17 protein-coding genes are annotated in these 16,288 nt (G+C 58.1%); 7 read left to right on the top strand and 10 right to left on the bottom strand.

Going from position 1 to position 16,288, the window contains the following annotated elements; translation table 11 throughout:
- Positions 1–13: 13 nt before the first annotated feature.
- Both AC2FPW_RS15815 and AC2FPW_RS15810 read right to left on the bottom strand, forming a co-directional pair.
- A complete protein-coding gene (locus AC2FPW_RS15815; RefSeq protein ID WP_496814460.1) occupies positions 14–1,195 on the bottom strand; it encodes an aminotransferase class I/II-fold pyridoxal phosphate-dependent enzyme in 1,182 nt (393 codons plus the stop codon).
- Positions 1,196–1,303: 108 nt separating this feature from the next.
- Complete coding sequence (locus AC2FPW_RS15810; protein WP_496814458.1) at positions 1,304–2,632, bottom strand: amidase; 1,329 nt, start codon at positions 2,630–2,632, stop codon at positions 1,304–1,306.
- Between the two features lie 52 nt (positions 2,633–2,684).
- Between AC2FPW_RS15810 and AC2FPW_RS15805 the strand changes: the two genes are divergently transcribed.
- The gene (locus AC2FPW_RS15805) at positions 2,685–3,947 is read left to right on the top strand and encodes an FAD-dependent monooxygenase (RefSeq protein WP_480588297.1); all 1,263 of its coding nucleotides are present in this window, start codon (positions 2,685–2,687) and stop codon (positions 3,945–3,947) included.
- Here AC2FPW_RS15805 and AC2FPW_RS15800 read toward each other — a convergent pair.
- The 6 genes from AC2FPW_RS15800 to AC2FPW_RS15775 form a co-directional block, all read right to left on the bottom strand.
- Positions 3,944–4,129 carry a Trm112 family protein gene (locus tag AC2FPW_RS15800; protein WP_209504973.1) on the bottom strand — a complete coding sequence of 62 codons (186 nt, stop codon included), beginning with the start codon at positions 4,127–4,129 and terminating at the stop codon, positions 3,944–3,946. The two genes, AC2FPW_RS15805 and AC2FPW_RS15800, sit on opposite strands and share 4 nt — an antisense overlap.
- Positions 4,126–4,767 carry an LON peptidase substrate-binding domain-containing protein gene (locus tag AC2FPW_RS15795; RefSeq protein ID WP_480506416.1) on the bottom strand — a complete coding sequence of 214 codons (642 nt, stop codon included), beginning with the start codon at positions 4,765–4,767 and terminating at the stop codon, positions 4,126–4,128. The genes AC2FPW_RS15800 and AC2FPW_RS15795 overlap by 4 nt, the downstream gene beginning before the upstream one ends.
- Before the next feature lie 26 nt (positions 4,768–4,793).
- A complete protein-coding gene (gene trxA, locus AC2FPW_RS15790; protein ID WP_496814457.1) occupies positions 4,794–5,708 on the bottom strand; it encodes a thioredoxin in 915 nt (304 codons plus the stop codon).
- A gap of 75 nt (positions 5,709–5,783) precedes the next feature.
- Positions 5,784–6,572 (bottom strand): exodeoxyribonuclease III, encoded by a 789-nt coding sequence (locus tag AC2FPW_RS15785; protein ID WP_496814455.1) that lies wholly within the window; start codon positions 6,570–6,572, stop codon positions 5,784–5,786.
- A 73-nt stretch (positions 6,573–6,645) separates the two neighbouring features.
- Positions 6,646–7,038 carry a GFA family protein gene (locus AC2FPW_RS15780; RefSeq protein WP_267364337.1) on the bottom strand — a complete coding sequence of 131 codons (393 nt, stop codon included), beginning with the start codon at positions 7,036–7,038 and terminating at the stop codon, positions 6,646–6,648.
- A gap of 238 nt (positions 7,039–7,276) precedes the next feature.
- Positions 7,277–7,963: a response regulator transcription factor gene (locus tag AC2FPW_RS15775; RefSeq protein ID WP_171724917.1), complete on the bottom strand. Its 687-nt coding sequence runs from the start codon at positions 7,961–7,963 to the stop codon at positions 7,277–7,279.
- Positions 7,964–8,125: 162 nt separating this feature from the next.
- On the opposite strand from AC2FPW_RS15775, the gene ribA reads away from it, so the two are divergent.
- Both ribA and AC2FPW_RS15765 read left to right on the top strand, forming a co-directional pair.
- Positions 8,126–9,217, top strand: coding sequence for a GTP cyclohydrolase II (gene ribA, locus AC2FPW_RS15770; RefSeq protein WP_496814454.1), 1,092 nt, complete (start codon positions 8,126–8,128; stop codon positions 9,215–9,217).
- Positions 9,214–9,714, top strand: coding sequence for a L,D-transpeptidase family protein (locus AC2FPW_RS15765; protein WP_496814452.1), 501 nt, complete (start codon positions 9,214–9,216; stop codon positions 9,712–9,714). Before ribA ends, AC2FPW_RS15765 begins: the two co-directional genes overlap by 4 nt.
- Here the strand turns inward: AC2FPW_RS15765 and AC2FPW_RS15760 are convergent.
- Positions 9,698–10,357 (bottom strand): YggS family pyridoxal phosphate-dependent enzyme, encoded by a 660-nt coding sequence (locus tag AC2FPW_RS15760; RefSeq protein ID WP_496814451.1) that lies wholly within the window; start codon positions 10,355–10,357, stop codon positions 9,698–9,700. The genes AC2FPW_RS15765 and AC2FPW_RS15760 overlap by 17 nt on opposite strands.
- Positions 10,358–10,457: 100 nt before the next feature.
- Positions 10,458–11,408, bottom strand: coding sequence for a porin (locus tag AC2FPW_RS15755; RefSeq protein WP_480506423.1), 951 nt, complete (start codon positions 11,406–11,408; stop codon positions 10,458–10,460).
- A 281-nt stretch (positions 11,409–11,689) separates the two neighbouring features.
- On the opposite strand from AC2FPW_RS15755, the gene AC2FPW_RS15750 reads away from it, so the two are divergent.
- The 4 genes from AC2FPW_RS15750 to holA all read left to right on the top strand — a co-directional run bounded on the left by AC2FPW_RS15750 (position 11,690) and on the right by holA (position 16,288).
- A complete protein-coding gene (locus AC2FPW_RS15750; protein ID WP_209504982.1) occupies positions 11,690–12,175 on the top strand; it encodes a DUF3576 domain-containing protein in 486 nt (161 codons plus the stop codon).
- Between the two features lie 72 nt (positions 12,176–12,247).
- Positions 12,248–14,785 carry a leucine--tRNA ligase gene (gene leuS, locus AC2FPW_RS15745; protein WP_496814450.1) on the top strand — a complete coding sequence of 846 codons (2,538 nt, stop codon included), beginning with the start codon at positions 12,248–12,250 and terminating at the stop codon, positions 14,783–14,785.
- On the top strand, positions 14,772–15,263 hold the full coding sequence (gene lptE, locus AC2FPW_RS15740) for an LPS assembly lipoprotein LptE (RefSeq protein ID WP_496814448.1): 492 nt from the start codon (positions 14,772–14,774) through the stop codon (positions 15,261–15,263). The genes leuS and lptE overlap by 14 nt, the downstream gene beginning before the upstream one ends.
- Positions 15,260–16,288, top strand: coding sequence for a DNA polymerase III subunit delta (holA, locus tag AC2FPW_RS15735; protein WP_496814447.1), 1,029 nt, complete (start codon positions 15,260–15,262; stop codon positions 16,286–16,288). The genes lptE and holA overlap by 4 nt, the downstream gene beginning before the upstream one ends.

Raw genomic sequence — 16,288 nt, 5'->3', positions numbered from 1 at the left:
TTGCCCTCGTACCTCACGTATAGATGCAGTCGCGGAGTGTGATCAAACCACGCTGCAACTCTGTTTTTGGGGCTACCAATGCAACCCGGATAAAGCCTTCGCCCGGGTTATTTCCCGGATCACCTTGTGAAAGATATGCGCCCGGAAGAACCCGAACCCCGGTTTCCTTCCAAACCTTCAATGCCGCGTCCTCGCCATTCTCGACCGGTAACCACAAAAAGAACCCGGCCTCGGGCGACATGTAGCCCTGCACGCCCGCAAACACCTTATCCGCTATGGCGTATTTCTCCTGATAGAGCGCGCGGTTTTGCTCGACATGTATTTCATCCGCCCAGACACGGGCCGCAGCAGCCTGCAAAGGCAAAGGCAGTGGGGATCCGGCATAGGTGCGCAGTTTTTTCACCTGGCTGATGGACTTTGGTCCACCGGCAATCAGGCCCGAGCGCAAACCAGCTAGGTTCGAGCGTTTTGACAGGGAGTTAAACAGCGTGATCCGTTCGGGATCAGCCCCTAGTTCCTGCGCGACAGTCAGAACCCCCGTCGGGGCTTGGTCACGGTAAATCTCGGAATAGCATTCGTCGGCGAAGATGCGGAAATCATAAGCCTCGGCCAGACGGATCAGGTCAGCCCAGTAGTCGCGCGATGCAACCGCGCCCTGCGGGTTGGCCGGGGAACAAATATAAGCCACCGCTGTTTGGTTCAGCACATCTTCGGGCAGGCCGGAATAATCCGGCAGATGACCAGTCGCGGCAGTTGCAGGGACAAAATAGGGTTGCGTACCCACCGAAATCGACGCGACCATGTAGACCTGATAAAACGGGTTCGGGCACAGGATGATCGGTTGTTTGCCGTTCTTCTGTTCCGGGCACAGCGCCATGGCCGCATTATACAGCCCCTCACGTGTGCCGTTCAGCGCCATGACGTTGACGTCAGGGTCCATTTCGACCCCGTAACGCCGCTTGATCCAGCCCGTGATTGCGCCGCGCAGGTCTTCCGAGCCTTCGTTCGGCGGATAGCCCTGAAACCCGGCAGCATTTTCCATGATGACATCCGTCACCCAAGCCGGAAAATCATGCGTCGGCGCGCCAATCGTCATATGAACGACGTCACCGCCCGGTTGATGGTGATCCAACAGGGCGCGCAAACGCGGGAATGCATATTCCGGTAGGTTCGAAAACCGCTCGGGAAAATCCATGTTACTGCCTCAATATCGGGGTCGTTTGCGCCCCGTTTTTTTGGCAGATTACAGTCCGCATACCTCTTCGTCCAGACAAAGAGGTTCCGAATCAGTGGATTGTGGCATTCAGGCCAATGCCGATTCTGCCGCTGACCCCAACCGCAACAGGGCCTCTTCCGAGTTCGGATACCCCATCATCATCAGCCCGCAACTGGGCGTTCCGGTGGGCAGGGTCAGCGCCGCAAGCCCCATCAGGTTGCCGATCCGCGTATTGCGAAGGGCCAGCAAGTTTTCAGTCACGTAATAGTCGTGATCGGTCATCAACCGGTCCAGATTGGGCGGCAAAATCGGTGCTGTGGGTGCCAGAACCGCATCGAACCCGGCAGTTGCCACATCCCAGGCACTGCGGCACGCCTTGAGCTTGGCCCAGGCCGCGACATAATCTGGGCCGGAATATCCCATACCAATGCGGAACCGTTCCAGGATTTCGGGATACATTGCCTCTGGGTTGGCCTCGATCACATCGCGCCACAACCCGTAGGCCTCGGTCGTGTAGACGATGCTGGACAGGGTCATCGCCTCGTTCAGCTCGGGCACGTCCAATGGAACAATCTCAGCGCCTGCATCCGAAAGTTTCGCAATGGCCTCGTCATAGGCTGTTCGCGGGGCATCGCGCAGGTCGTCCTTGGCAATGTTCTGCAAATCGGCAAAACGACGACCTTTCAGCGAAGCGCCCCTCAGGTCCGCAGGTGCCCCGCCCTCTAACAGGGCCAGCATATGTGCTGCATCTTCAACGGATCGCGCCAGTGGCCCAACGGTGTCAAACCGCAGGCAGAGCGGCACCACGCCTTCAAGGCTCAGCCGCCCGGCCGTGGTTTTCAACCCTACCAGATCATTCCATGCCGCTGGAATTCGCACCGAACCGCCGGTATCGGAACCGATCCCGCAAGCCGCCAGCCCCCAGGCAACCGACGCGCCCGCACCAGATGAAGACCCGCCCGGCACCGCCGTTTCATCATGGGTACAAGGGGGCGTTTCGGTGATCGGGTTCAATCCAAGGCCGGAAAAGGCCAGTTCGCTCATATGCGTCTTACCCAGACAGACCGTCCCCATCTGCGTTGCGTTGCGCACCACAAGTGCATCCGCATCCGGCACGCGGTCTTTCAGAAGCGCCGACCCGGCCTCGGTCGCGGTGCCGGCAGTGTCGAACAGGTCTTTCCAGCTGATCGGAACCCCATCCAGCAACGATCGCCGCAATCCCATTTTCGCACGTTGCTGCGCGGCTTCGGCCTCGGCGCGGGCGCGGTCATGGGTGACGCGGGCATAGATGCGGTCGCGGTGCGGATGGGCGTCTATTGCGGACAGGTAGGTTTCCGTCAATTCAACCGGATCGATCTGGCCCATCCCAATGCCACGGCCCAAATCACACGCCGTCATGGTCAACCAATCCTGCATCCCGCCCCCTCCTGCTTTTTGGCTTGAAAGAACGGTAGCGACAGGACTGCACATGGACAATCCCGAAAGGGCGCGCATATTGCAGGGCATGACACAGGCATCTGACATTCTGATCGTGGGCGGCGGGTTGAACGGCCCGGCTTTGGCATTGGCTCTGGCACAAACCGGACATTCGGTCACAGTGATTGATGCGCTGGATGAGAAGGTCCGCAAGAATGCGGCGTTCGACGGGAGAGCCTATGCCCTGGCCTTGGCATCACAGCGCTTGTTGGCTGCCATCGGCGTCTGGGACCGTGTTGCGGAACACGCCCAACCGATGCTGGAAATCAAGGTCACGGACGGTCACGCAGGTACAGGCCCGTCACCGTTTTTCATGCATTTCGACCATGCCGAAATAGAAGAAGGTCCGATGGGGTATATGGTCGAAGACCGTCACCTGCGCCGCGCCTTTATGGACGCTATGGCCGAAGAGCCCCGCATCACTCAGCTGAGTGGCAAGACTGTTGTGTCGCAACAAGCCGACACCACTGGAGTAACCGTGACGCTGGACGATGGTTCGACGATGAACAGCAGACTGCTGATCGGGTGCGACGGTCGCCGCAGCGGCACTGCGGACCGCGCAGGTATCAAGCGCACCGGTTGGGATTATGGCCAGACCGCACTTGTCTGCGCCATTGAACACGAGCTGCCGCATCACGGCATTGCCCATCAATTCTTCATGCCGCCGGGCCCCTTGGCGATTCTGCCGCTGACCGGCAATCGCAGTTCCATTGTATGGAGCGAACGCACCGAGGCCGCGCACCAGATCAACGCCCTGCCCGAGGATGAGTATCTGCAAGTGCTACGCCCGCGGTTTGGCGATTTCCTCGGTGACATCCACCTGGCTGGTGATCGTTTCACCTATCCTTTGAACCTGACCATCGCCAATTCCTTTATCGCTGATCGTCTGGCACTGGTCGGGGATGCTGCCCACGGGATGCACCCGATTGCCGGTCAGGGCCTGAACGCCGGTTTGCGTGACGTCGGCGCGTTGGCAGAGGTTCTGACCTTGGCAGGACGGCGCGGCGAAGACATCGGATCGCTTATGGTGCTGGAACGCTACCAGGAATGGCGCAGGTTCGACACCGCAGCTCTTGCGATGGCAACGGATGTCTTCAACAAACTGTTCTCAAACGACAACCCGTTGCTGCGCATTGGGCGCGACGTTGGTATGGGAATTGTCGGCGCACTGCCGGGGTTGCGGCGCGGTTTCGTCCGCGAAGCAGCGGGTTTGACCGGGGATTTGCCCAAGCTGTTGCAAGGGCAGCCAATTTAGTCCAGCTGCCGTGCCTCGTCGACCAACATGACCGGAATGCCGTTGCGGATGGGAAAAGCCAGACCTGCGGCCTGTGACACAAGCTCCTGCCTTTCGGCGTCATAGCGCAGGGTCGTTTGCGTCTGCGGGCAGACCAGAGCTTCGAGCATACGGCGATCAAAGGCGTGTTCAGGGTCAGTCATTGCAGTTTTTCCTCATTCGATCCGCCTCGCATTGCGAATTCTATCAATGTCATCAGCGTCTCGCGCCGTGTGCGCAGGCAAGGGGCCTCTAACAGGGCCTGTTTATCTTCCGGGTCAAAGTCCAACAGCATGGACAGTGAGTTTACCAGCAATTCATCCTCGGCATCTTTCAGCGAATCCCAGTCAGTGGACAATTGCCGTGACGAAAAGAAACGTTCCAGCAAAGCCAGGAACTTGGTGCGATTGAACCTGTCGTCGTGTTCGGCCTTGCCAAGATCCCTGTCAAAGCCGTCCCACGAGACTTCGCATCGCCGATATGGCGTGAAAGCGTCCAGCTCTGACACCACCCGGAACCGGGACACACCGGTCAGCGTGATCAGATACCGACCATCTTCCGTTTCGGAAAACTGGGTCACGCGCCCGACACACCCGATGCGGTGCAGTTTGTTCTCATCATGGGCCGAAGGATTTGGCTGGACCATCGCGATCAGCCGTTCCTTGGTCTTGAGGGCATCGTCCAGCATCTGCAAATAGCGGGGCTCGAAGATGTGAAGCGGCAAGCGCGAGCGGGGCAACAACAGCGCCCCGGGCAAGGGGAAAACGGATACGGTGTCCGGCAAGTCGGCGGGATGCATCATGTCCCAATTCTAGCTCTGATCAGAAATTAGGCAAATATCATCGAGCTGAGTTTGCGGCGACCATTCAGAACGATCGGGTCATTGGGCTTGAGCGCGTCGAAGATCGTGAAAAGCTGGGTCTTGGCGGCCCCGTCATCCCACTCACGATCCCGGCGGAACAATTCCAGCAATTGCGCCACGGCTTCTTCCACTTCGCCGTTCGCGTGCAAGGCCTGCGCCAGGTCAAACCGGGCCTGAAGATTTTCGGGGTCTGCTTCAACGACCGCTGTCAGATCCGCCACCGGACCTGCATCAGCCGCCTGCTTGGCCAGCTGCAATTGCGCATGCGCAGCCTCGACCTCGGCCGAGTTGGATATTTCGGCGGGTGCACCGTTCAGGATGGCCTCGGCATGTTCCAGATCGCCAGTGGCGATATGTGCCCGCACCAGCCCGCCATATGCTGCCGCGTGGTTCGGGTCTTCGCCAAGAATGGCGGCAAAAGTCTGCGCAGCATCTGCCGCGGCGCCGTCGCTCAGCATTTCTTCGGCGGCAACTACGGCGTCATCCAATTGGCCGCCCGGGCTTTCCCCACCTGACGCCTCGATCACGCGATCCACGAAAGCCTTGATCTCGGACCCCGGCAGCGCGCCCTGAAAACCGTCCACGGGTTGCCCTTTAAAAAACGCGTAGACCGTTGGAATCGACTGGATGCGCATCTGCGAGGCGATCATCTGTGCCTCGTCCACGTTGATCTTGACCATCTTCACCGCGCCTTTGGCGGCGGTAACCGCGTCTTCCAGCATTGGGCCCAGCGTCTTGCACGGGCCGCACCAGGGTGCCCAGAAGTCAACGATAACAGGCGTTTCCTGCGAGGCTTCGATCACATCGACCATGAAAGTGGCCTCGGTCCCGTCCTTGATCAGATCGGTGGCTGGGGCGGCTGCGCCGTTCAGGATGTCCATGGCAATCACTCTTTCGTTCGAACTTGCGCTCTATATGCAATCGCTTGTCGCAGAAACCAAGGGCAGAGTTTCAGTTCAAATGTCGAAAGTCGCAAAGACCGGCGCATGATCGCTGGGCTTTTCCCACCCACGCGCGTCGCGCAGAATGCGACTGGAATGGCCCGCGTTTGAAATATCGGGCGTGGCCCAGACATGATCCAGCCGCCGCCCCTTGTCTGCCGCATCCCAGTCGCGGGCCCGGTAGGACCACCAGCTGAAAAGCTGCCCTTCGGGAATATCCTGCCGGGTGATATCGACCCAACCACCTGCGTCCTGGGTCTCGGCCAGATGTTCCACTTCGATCGGAGTGTGCGAGACGACCTTGAGCAATTGTTTGTGCGACCAGACGTCATCCTCACGCGGGGCAATGTTCAGATCGCCGACGAGGATGGATTTTTCCGGCTTTTCCGCGTGGAACCAATCGCGCATGTCCGTCAGATAGTCGAGCTTTTGGCCAAATTTCTCATTCACTTCACGATCCGGCACATCACCGCCAGCGGGGACATAGAAGTTGTGGATGGTCACACCATTCTCCAACCGACCGGCTATGTGGCGCGCGTGACCGAGATTTGCGAAATCCTTGTCGCCCACCTCTTCTATTGGCAGGCGGGACAGGATGGCGACGCCATTATATCCTTTCTGGCCACGGGCAATCATGTGGGTATAGCCCAGCGCCGCGAACCCTTCGGTCGGAATCTTTTCAACCGGAGACTTGCATTCCTGCAAACACAGAACATCCGGCGCCTCTTCTTCCAACAGTTTCAGCACGATTGGTTCGCGCAGTCGGACCGAGTTGATGTTCCAGGTGGCAAGGGTGAAGGGCATGGCGAGGATTCCTCTGTCGCGATTTGGCGAAGGTTAACGCGGTGGGGGATGGGGTACCATCAGAAAAGAAAATCTAGGACGGGTGGCTTTCATTTTGGGGGGCATCATCGCAAATCTCGTACCAGTCCGGTTTTTCCGAAACAAATTCGTGAAACTGAACTTTCTGCTCTAACCCGGTATCCAGTGCATTTGCTGCGATTGGAAAACTATCTGCTTCTGAAATGATTTCGCCCAAAGATGTCCCGCATTTCGTGCAGAAACACCTGCCGTATTTGTAGGGCGGATCGGGCTGGTGCAGCGTTACGTTTTCCCTGCCCCGAACCCACACCAAGTCTTCTTTGTTGACAAATACGACTGTGCTGGCCCCGGCTTTTCTGCATCTTGAGCAGTGGCAGGTTCCCATCACGGATGGTTGAGACTTCAGGTTAAACTTCACCGCCCCGCACAAACAGCTTCCTTCGATCATCACGCGCTCCTCCAACCTTTCGCGAGAAATAGAACATTACAGGAACACGCAAGGTTTCGCAACGCCTGTGACGGTACAGGCGGCACATGATTTCGTCCTTCAGAAAAGAAAAAAGCCGGGCCATTCGGCCCGGCAGTCCAACAGGGAGGTGCATGTCATAACCCGGACATGCGCGGGTTGGGAGTAACCTAATTATGAGTACAGGGTATCACTTTGATCCAAGTCAATCCACACCCAGTTAAGACACCAGCCTATATCCACCGGATTCTGTGACCAAAAGGCGCGCATTTGACGGATCGGGCTCAATCTTCTGACGCAGGCGGTAGATGTGGGTTTCCAGCGTATGCGTTGTAACACCAGCATTATATCCCCAAACTTCGTGAAGCAGCACATCCCGCGCCACCACGCCGTCGGTCGAGCGGTACAGGAATTTGAGGATGTTGGTTTCCTTCTCGGTCAGGCGGATTTTTCTGTCCTCTTCCGTGATCAGCATCTTCATCGCCGGTTTGAACGTATAGGGGCCAAGTACAAATACTGCGTCCTCGGATTGTTCATGCTGGCGAAGCTGCGCACGGATGCGTGCCAGAAGCACCGGGAATTTGAATGGTTTCGAAACATAGTCATTCGCGCCGGCATCCAGGCCCAGGATCGTATCGGCATCGCTGTCATGACCGGTCAGCATCAGGATCGGGCTTTTGACACCCTGTTTGCGCATGAGGCGACACAGTTCGCGCCCGTCGGTATCCGGCAGACCCACATCAAGAATGACCAGGTCATAGATCGCTTCGCGCGCGCGCTCCATGGCAGAGTGACCGTCTGACGCCTCAAACACGTCAAAGTCTTCGGTCATGACAAGTTGCTCGCTGAGCGCCTCGCGCAGGTCCTCGTCATCGTCCACCAGCAGGATTTTCTTGAGTTGAGCCATTTCCCGGTCCTCCAAACGCTTTTCCATCACTTGCGCGTGGAATATGCAATCAACAAGATTTGCTGCAACCGTTTCACGCCTTCGTGTCAGAGTTCGCGGAAATGTTTCACATTTCCTTTCGAAAGGGCTAGGAGAAAGATTGAGCGTTATAGGGTAACATTGATGAGTCTCATCCCCGATATCACGGAACTTCTCGCCCGGGCCCGGGCCGATCTGCGCATGGGCGTTCCCGTTGCGCTGACCGATGACAGTGGCTTCAGCGTGCTTGCGGTTTCTGCCGAAACGCTCAGCCCGCAGCGTCTGGCCGACCTGAAAAAACTAGGGAATCCGGTGGTGGCCATAACTGGGCGACGTGCTGAAACCCTGAAAGCGCGGGCGTACGACGGGGATCTGGCGCGGGTTTCGATCCCGGCGGATGCAGATATCGCATGGGTACTGGCGGTTGCTGATCCTTCCGACGATCTGAACGCGCCCATGAAGGGCCCGTTGATGACCGAGCGGCACGGCAATGCCAATCTGCACCGTATCGCAATTGCATTGGCCAAATCCGCGCGCATCCTTCCCGCTGTGGTCGTGGTACCTGTCGAGGACGGCAGGGCATTTGCCGCTTCGCACGGTTTGACCTGCATTGATCACACGCGCGCCACGCCTCATCTGGCGGATCGCAGTACTTTGCACGAAGTCGTCGCGGCCCGCCTTCCGATGGAGGTGTCCGAAGCCGGGCGGTTACACGTCTTCCGACCTGAAGACGGTGGTGAAGAGCACTACGCCGTCGAGATCGGGCGCCCGGACCGCGACAAGCCTGTGCTGGCCCGATTGCATTCTGCCTGTTTCACCGGCGATCTGATGGGAAGCCTGAAATGTGACTGCGGCCCGCAACTCCGCGGTGCCCTGGCACAGATGGGGGCAGAAGGTGCAGGCGTTCTTCTGTATCTGAATCAGGAAGGGCGCGGTATCGGTCTGGCGAACAAGATGCGCGCTTATTTCCTTCAGGATCAGGGTTTTGACACCGTTGAGGCGAACCACAGGCTGGGTTTTGAGGATGACGAGCGTGATTTTCGGCTTGGGTCGGACATATTGAAATCGCTGGGTTTCAACTCTGTCCGCTTGCTGACCAACAACCCGGCCAAAATCGCCATGATGGAACGGACAGGTATCGCAGTAACCGAGCGTGTCCCTCTGAAGGTTGGCGAAACCTCTCACAACCGGGGATACCTGGCGACCAAGGCCAAGAAGTCAGGGCATCTGCTTTGACCCCAAACGATCTTGTTCTAACCCCACGCGGCATCCGGTTTCTTGGCAGGATGTTTCCCTGTTCCGTGGGCAAAGGCGGGTTGAGCAACGCAAAACGCGAAGGCGACGGCGCGACCCCAACTGGACATCATCGAATCGTCGGCATGCTATACCGGGCCGACCGAATGGCCGCCCCCAGCAAATGGGCCCGCGCCATTGGCCCGCGGGACTTGTGGTCTGACGACGTGTCTGAAAGCAGATACAACCACATGGTCAGCGCACCCTATGCATTCAGCCATGAAAAGTTGCACCGCGCCGACCCGTTATACGACCTGATTCTGTTAACCGACTGGAACTGGCCAAACGCCGTTCCGGGCAGGGGATCGGCCATTTTTCTGCACCAATGGCGCAGACCCGGCTATCCAACCGAAGGCTGTATTGCCTTTCGCCGGGACCATCTGCACTGGATATCACAGCGCATTGCCCCCGGATCATGGCTGATCATTCCTGAGGTTTAACCCGTTCGCCAAAGATGGCCGAGCCAACACGGACGTGGGTTGCGCCCAAAGCGATGGCCTGTTCGAAATCGTGACTCATCCCCATAGACAATCCATCAAGCCCGTTGGTTGCAGCGATTTTGGCCAATAGCGCAAAGTGCAAAGCAGGCTCTTCATCGACCGGAGGAATGCACATCAATCCACGCACGGGCAGATCCAACGACCTGCACTCGGCAATGAAACCGTCCGCGTCCGCAGGAAGGATACCGGCCTTTTGGTCTTCCTCACCGGTGTTGACCTGAATGAACAGGTCCGGGCAGTTTCCCATTTCCTGTGCCAAACGCGCCAGTGTCTTGGCCAGTTTGGGTCGATCTACCGAATGGATCGCATTGCACAGTTCCATTGCGTGACGAGCCTTGTTGGTCTGCAACGGGCCAATGAGGTGCAGATCAATACCCTCGAACTGTTCTTTGAAAGCGGGCCACTTGATTGCCGCCTCCTGCACGCGATTCTCGCCAAAACATCTGTGCCCTTGCTCTAGAACTGCCTGCACCCTGTCATTCGGCTGCACTTTGGACACGGCAATCAGTTTGACGGAACCTGCCGGTCGGTTCGACTTGGCTTCGGCTTTGGCGATACGTGCGGTGACGTCTTGCAACGACATAAGACCCTCATCCTGTTTTGGAGCAGGAAAACACCAAGTCGGCGCAAAAGAAAAGGGCGAGTCCGAAGACCCGCCCTTAAACCTTGCGGTTCAGATCAGCTTAGAAGTTGAACTGAGCACCGAAGTCAGCAACCAGCGTCGAGTCTGCGCAGCTGTCACAGTCGTTGACACCGATACCACCGCGCAGCGATGCACCGCCGCCCAGGTCGTAGATCGCACCAAGAGCAACCTGCTGAGTGTCAGCAGACGCATTACCGTCACCGTAGGTGAACAGCAGGGTGGTTGCAGCGCCCAGGTTGTAGGCAGCCGACAGACCCCATGCAGTACCGTCTGTCGAAGCAACTTCAGTTGCGTCGTCAGCAACAAACAGTGTACCCGAGAAGTCGCCCCATTCGCCACCCAGGGTCAGAACGGTCAGGCTCGGATCGCTTTGACCAGCAACGGTCGAGTCGGTCTGACCGTAAGCCAGAGCGGCAGTGATGTTGTTGAAGGTGTAGGTTGCGCTGATATCCCAGCGGTCTGCACCGTTGATGCCGTCTGTGTCGTAGGACGCGCCGAATGCGAAGTCACCAACAGCGTACTGGAAGAACACAGCGTTCGAACCTGCGCCGGTCGACGAGTAACCCAGGAAGCTGTAGTCAACGCCCGAATACTGACCTGCGAACAGTTCCAGACCTACTTCGTTGCCGTAGTAGTTTGCCAGGTTGTCGAAGGCACCTGCGACGTTACCCGCGTCAACACGCAGACCACCGTAGATGACCGAGAAGCGTGCGCCGTTCAGGCCAGCGGTGTTTGCTTCGCCTGTGCTGCTGTCTTCGTCAGCTTGCAGACGAACACGGCCTTCAAAGCGAACGCCACCATCGGTTTCGGTGCTGCCGTCGATGTTCAGACGGAAACGCGATACCAGAATGGTGTCGTCTACGTTAGGTGCAGTCGAACGATCTTCACGGTAGCCAATACCAAAACGGCCATAACCGCTGAAGTTAACTTCAGCTGCTGCAACGCCTGCGGTCGCGATCAGCGCCGTAGTTGCGAAGAGAACTTTTTTCATCTTGTTTCCCTCGGTTTCAAAAGAGTTATCTACTCGACACATGCCTCGGCACATGTCTCAGCACGGACACCGTTTCGCTCTTTTTGCCCCCTTTGCGCAAGCTTGGCATAAAGGCGGAAGAGTCATTGAGGTCAAATTGGTGCAAGGATGCCACAGTCAGTTTTCGCCCTGATGCAGCTGATACACTTACATTTCAGAAGAATGGACTTGTTGCAGCGGGGGTCCTTGGCTAGGAGTATCCCCTGAATACTGTAGAACAAGTGAAACAGGACCTGTTTACAATGCGCCTGCCGACGATTTTGGGAATGATCCTGCTGACCGCCGCTCTTTCGGCATGTGGGCAGAATCGAAACACTTCGACAACGTACTCCCCCAACCTCGCTGGCGGCAATTCGGACGAACAGGAGCTGAATGATCCCGAGCGGACAACAATCTGGGATATTTTCGACCGCAGCACCGCCGAACAGACCACAAACGTAAACCGGTATCTGTGGGCGGCTTCACTGGATGTACTGAGCTTCCTGCCTGTGCAGGAGGTTGATCCGTTTACCGGTGTAATCGTAACGGGTTACGGCACACCTCCGGGCGGCGGCCGATCCTACCGGGCTACTGTTCATATCAGCGATCCGGCGCTTGCCGCGCGCTCGTTGTCGGTTGCGCTGCAATCGAGCGGAGGGGCCCCGGTAAGCGCTGCAACATCCCGCGCAGTCGAGGATGCGATTCTGTCGCGCGCCCGACAGCTACGCATAGCGGACAACAAGTTCTAGCAACCCGCCGAAAATCACAATATTACCGCGCCGGGTTCCTACCCGGCGTTTTCATTCACGAAGGACCGCAAAATGTCGCGCTACTCGGCCACCGAAATCGAAGCAAAATGGCAAGAGGCCTGGGACAAGGCCGGGATCTTCACCGCCAACCACAAGGCGGACAAGCCGAAATACTATGTGCTTGAGATGTTTCCCTACCCGTCTGGCCGAATCCATATGGGGCATGTGCGCAACTACACGATGGGTGACGTCATCGCGCGGCACAAATTGGCGACGGGTCACAACGTGCTGCACCCGATGGGCTGGGATGCATTCGGGATGCCTGCGGAAAATGCCGCGATGGCTATCGGGGGTCATCCGAAGGACTGGACCTACAGCAACATCGCAGACATGCGCGATCAGATGAAACCACTTGGCCTGTCCATCGACTGGTCACGTGAGTTCGCGACCTGCGACCCCGAGTATTACGGCCAACAACAGGCGCTGTTCCTCGATATGCTTGATGCCGGGCTGGTCTATCGCAAAAACGCTGTGGTGAACTGGGACCCGGTCGATATGACCGTTCTGGCCAACGAGCAGGTTGAAAATGGTCGTGGCTGGCGTTCGGGCGCATTGGTAGAGCGGCGCGAACTGACCCAGTGGTTCTTCAAGATCTCGGACTATTCCGAAGAATTGCTGGACGCGCTGGACACTTTGGACAACTGGCCCGCCAAGGTGCGCCTGATGCAGGAGAACTGGATCGGCAAGTCGCGCGGTCTGCAATTCGGCTTTGAACGCACTGATGGCGGAGAGCCGATCACCGTTTATACAACCCGCCCCGACACGCTGCTGGGCGCATCTTTCGTTGGCATCTCGCCCGATCACCCGATCGCAAAACAGCTTGAGGCCGAAAACCCCGAAGTGGCTGAATTTGTGGCCGAATGTCGCAAAGGTGGCACCACGGAAGAAGCCATCGAAACTGGCGAAAAGCTGGGCTTTGATACAGGCATCAAGGTCAAGCACCCGCTGGACCCGAGCTGGGAACTGCCGGTCTGGATCGCCAATTTCATCCTGATGGATTACGGCACTGGCGCAATCTTTGCCTGCCCTGCACATGACCAGCGCGACCTCGACTTCTGCCGTAAGTACGGCCTGCCTGTGGTCGATACCTTCTTTGCGCTGCATGACGACACGCCGGTCGACAAAATTGCATTCGTCCCGCCGAAAACCGAGAAAGTTCGCTGGGTGAACCATTTTGCAGGTTTGACCGAAGCGACAGGTGACGAGGCGATCAACGCCACCGTCGATTTTGCTGAAAAAGCGGGTTGGGGCGAGGGTGTCACCAAATACCGTCTGCGCGACTGGGGCCTCAGCCGTCAGCGCTATTGGGGGTGTCCGATTCCCGTCGTGCATTGCGAAAGCTGCGGTGTGGTGCCCGAGAAGAAGGAAAACCTGCCGGTCCGCCTGCCCGACGATGTGACATTCGACAAACCCGGCAATCCGCTGGATCGACACCCGACCTGGCGCGATTGCGCCTGCCCGTCTTGTGGCGCACCGGCCAAGCGCGAGACCGACACGATGGATACCTTCGTCGATTCGTCGTGGTATTTCGCCCGTTTCACCGCTCCGCGTGCGGAAACACCCACCGATCTGGACGAGGCCGAATACTGGATGAATGTCGACCAGTATATCGGCGGCATTGAACACGCGATTCTGCACCTGCTGTATTCACGCTTCTTCGCGCGGGCAATGAACCTCACCGGTCACTTGCCCCAAAAGGCCATCGAGCCGTTCGACGCGCTGTTCACACAAGGCATGGTGACGCATGAGATCTACCAGACGCGCGACGCCAACGGACGGCCGGTCTATCACCTGCCCGAGGATGTGACCGACGGCAAACTGGCCGATGGTACTGAGGTCGAAATCATCCCTTCGGCCAAGATGTCGAAATCCAAGAAAAACGTGGTCGATCCAGTCAGCATCATTTCTGCCTTTGGGGCCGACACGGCCCGCTGGTTCGTGCTGTCCGATTCGCCACCCGAGCGAGACGTGGAATGGACGGCGGCAGGGGCCGAAGCCGCCTATAAGCATCTGAATCGCGTTTGGAACCTATGCGACAGGATCGGCGCTATGGACGCCAATGCAGCGGGCGAAGGCGATGAGGACCTGTTGCGCGAGATGCACAAAACCATCCGCGACGTGACATTGGGTGTCGAAAGCTTTGGTTTCAACGCCGCCATCGCCAAGCTTTATGCTTTCACCAATACACTGGCAAAATCCAAGGCCGGTGCGGCGGCTCAGAAACAAGCGATCAAAACTCTGGCCCAGTTGATGTCACCGATGACACCACATCTGGCGGAAGATATCTGGGCGCATCAGGGCGGTGAGGGCCTAGTGGCTGTCGCCCCATGGCCCGTCGCAGATGAGGCGATGCTGGTTGATGACACCGTCACCCTGCCGATCCAGATCAACGGCAAGCGTCGCGCGGAAATCAGCGTTCCGAAAGATATGGACAAAGCCGAGGTTGAAAATATCGCGCTCAGCACCGAAGCTGTCCAAAAGGCGCTGGATGGCAACGCGCCGAAAAAAGTGATCGTTGTTCCGGGCCGGATTGTGAATGTCGTTGTTTGATCGCAGAACATTGCTTGTGATGCCGCTGGTACTGGCTGCCTGCGGCTTCCAACCGGTTTATGCTCCGGGCGGGTCGGGCTCTGCCTTGTTCGGTCGGGTGGCGGTATCTGCGCCAAATACCGTCGAAAGCTATCTTCTGGTTCAGAACCTTGAACACCAACTGGGCCGCAGCGCGGGATCTGTCAGCGATTACACTCTGGATGTTCAGGTCTCGACCGAAATCCGCGGCGCGGCCATCACCACGACGAACGAGACAACGCGGTACACGATTGATGGACGGGCGCAATACGCGTTGAAATCCAACGAAACCGGGCAAGTCGCGGCGTCCGGCACCGTAACCGATTTTGTGGGCTATTCTGCTTCGGGTTCCACCGTGTCGACGCTGGCTGACGAACGCGATGCGAAAGAACGCCTGATGGTGATCCTGTCCGGGCATATCGTGAACCGCCTGTATTCAACACCGGGCTTGTCCAAATGAAGTTGAGCCCGCGCGAGGCTGACGGGTATTTCGCCAAGCCGGATGCGGACAAGACCGGGCTGCTGATCTATGGTGCGGATGCCATGCGGGTGGCGCTTAAGCGGCAACAGGTTCTGGCCGCACTGCTTGGTCCCGGCGCGGAAGAGGAAATGCGCCTGACCCGCCTGCTGGGTGGTGATTTGCGCGGCGATCCGGCGTCTCTGCTGGACGCTGTCAAGGCAGTTGGGTTTTTCCCTGGCCCGCGTGCGGTGTTTGTGGAAGACGCCACCGAAACCGCCGCGCCTGCGATTCTGGCCGCGCTTGAAGATTGGGTCCCCGGCGACGCTCAGATCATCGTGACGGCTGGTCAGCTGAAACCGAACTCGAAAATCCGCAAAGCGTTCGAGGGGCATCCTGCGGCATATGCGATAGGCATTTATGACGACCCGCCATCGCGCGCAGAGGTCGAGCGGGTTCTGACCGAAGCGCATCTGAAAAGCATTCCCCGCGATGTCATGTCTGCCATCAGCGAACTGGCCAACAGTCTCAGCCCCGGTGACTTCACCCAAACCGTTGAGAAACTGTCGCTTTACAAGCGTGGTGACAACTCTGAGCTGACCATGGAAGACATCGAAGCCTGCGCCCCGCGTTCGACCGAGGCGGCGCTTGACGACGTGCTGAACGTGGTGGCCGAAGGCCGCACCGGTGAGATCGGGCCGCTGATCCGGCGGTTGCAGGCACAAGGCACCAACGGGGTAACCCTGTGCATTGGGGCAACCCGGCATTTCCGCACACTTTATGCTTGCGCCTCGGATCCCGGTGGTGCTGCGCAGGGTATCGGTAAGTTGCGTCCGCCAGTTTACGGGAAACGCCGTGACCGTATTCTGCGTCAGGCACAGGGCTGGGGGGCGCCCAAGCTGCAAACTGCTCTGACCGTTCTGACGGATATCGACCTCTCCCTGCGATCCGCCGGACAGACAGCCCCTTCAATGGCACTGGTCGAGCGCGCAATGATTCGTCTGGCGATGCTTGCGCGGTCGCGCTGA

It is taken from the genome of Ruegeria sp. SATB027, assembly GCF_059613825.1.
The sequence above is the reverse complement of the archived record's forward strand: the minus strand, read 5'-3'. Positions and strand labels throughout refer to the sequence as shown.

What these genes read in the sequence shown, in the direction of transcription:
- AC2FPW_RS15815 (WP_496814460.1), bottom strand. Translation starts at nt 1,195, where the DNA reads ATGGATTTTCCCGAGCGGTTTTCGAACCTACCGGAATATGCATTCCCG.
- AC2FPW_RS15810 (WP_496814458.1), bottom strand. Translation starts at nt 2,632, where the DNA reads ATGCAGGATTGGTTGACCATGACGGCGTGTGATTTGGGCCGTGGCATT.
- AC2FPW_RS15805 (WP_480588297.1), top strand. Translation starts at nt 2,685, where the DNA reads ATGGACAATCCCGAAAGGGCGCGCATATTGCAGGGCATGACACAGGCA.
- AC2FPW_RS15800 (WP_209504973.1), bottom strand. Translation starts at nt 4,129, where the DNA reads ATGACTGACCCTGAACACGCCTTTGATCGCCGTATGCTCGAAGCTCTG.
- AC2FPW_RS15795 (WP_480506416.1), bottom strand. Translation starts at nt 4,767, where the DNA reads ATGATGCATCCCGCCGACTTGCCGGACACCGTATCCGTTTTCCCCTTG.
- trxA (WP_496814457.1), bottom strand. Translation starts at nt 5,708, where the DNA reads ATGGACATCCTGAACGGCGCAGCCGCCCCAGCCACCGATCTGATCAAG.
- AC2FPW_RS15785 (WP_496814455.1), bottom strand. Translation starts at nt 6,572, where the DNA reads ATGCCCTTCACCCTTGCCACCTGGAACATCAACTCGGTCCGACTGCGC.
- AC2FPW_RS15780 (WP_267364337.1), bottom strand. Translation starts at nt 7,038, where the DNA reads ATGATCGAAGGAAGCTGTTTGTGCGGGGCGGTGAAGTTTAACCTGAAG.
- AC2FPW_RS15775 (WP_171724917.1), bottom strand. Translation starts at nt 7,963, where the DNA reads ATGGCTCAACTCAAGAAAATCCTGCTGGTGGACGATGACGAGGACCTG.
- ribA (WP_496814454.1), top strand. Translation starts at nt 8,126, where the DNA reads ATGAGTCTCATCCCCGATATCACGGAACTTCTCGCCCGGGCCCGGGCC.
- AC2FPW_RS15760 (WP_496814451.1), bottom strand. Translation starts at nt 10,357, where the DNA reads ATGTCGTTGCAAGACGTCACCGCACGTATCGCCAAAGCCGAAGCCAAG.
- AC2FPW_RS15755 (WP_480506423.1), bottom strand. Translation starts at nt 11,408, where the DNA reads ATGAAAAAAGTTCTCTTCGCAACTACGGCGCTGATCGCGACCGCAGGC.
- AC2FPW_RS15750 (WP_209504982.1), top strand. Translation starts at nt 11,690, where the DNA reads ATGCGCCTGCCGACGATTTTGGGAATGATCCTGCTGACCGCCGCTCTT.
- leuS (WP_496814450.1), top strand. Translation starts at nt 12,248, where the DNA reads ATGTCGCGCTACTCGGCCACCGAAATCGAAGCAAAATGGCAAGAGGCC.
- lptE (WP_496814448.1), top strand. Translation starts at nt 14,772, where the DNA reads ATGTCGTTGTTTGATCGCAGAACATTGCTTGTGATGCCGCTGGTACTG.
- holA (WP_496814447.1), top strand. Translation starts at nt 15,260, where the DNA reads ATGAAGTTGAGCCCGCGCGAGGCTGACGGGTATTTCGCCAAGCCGGAT.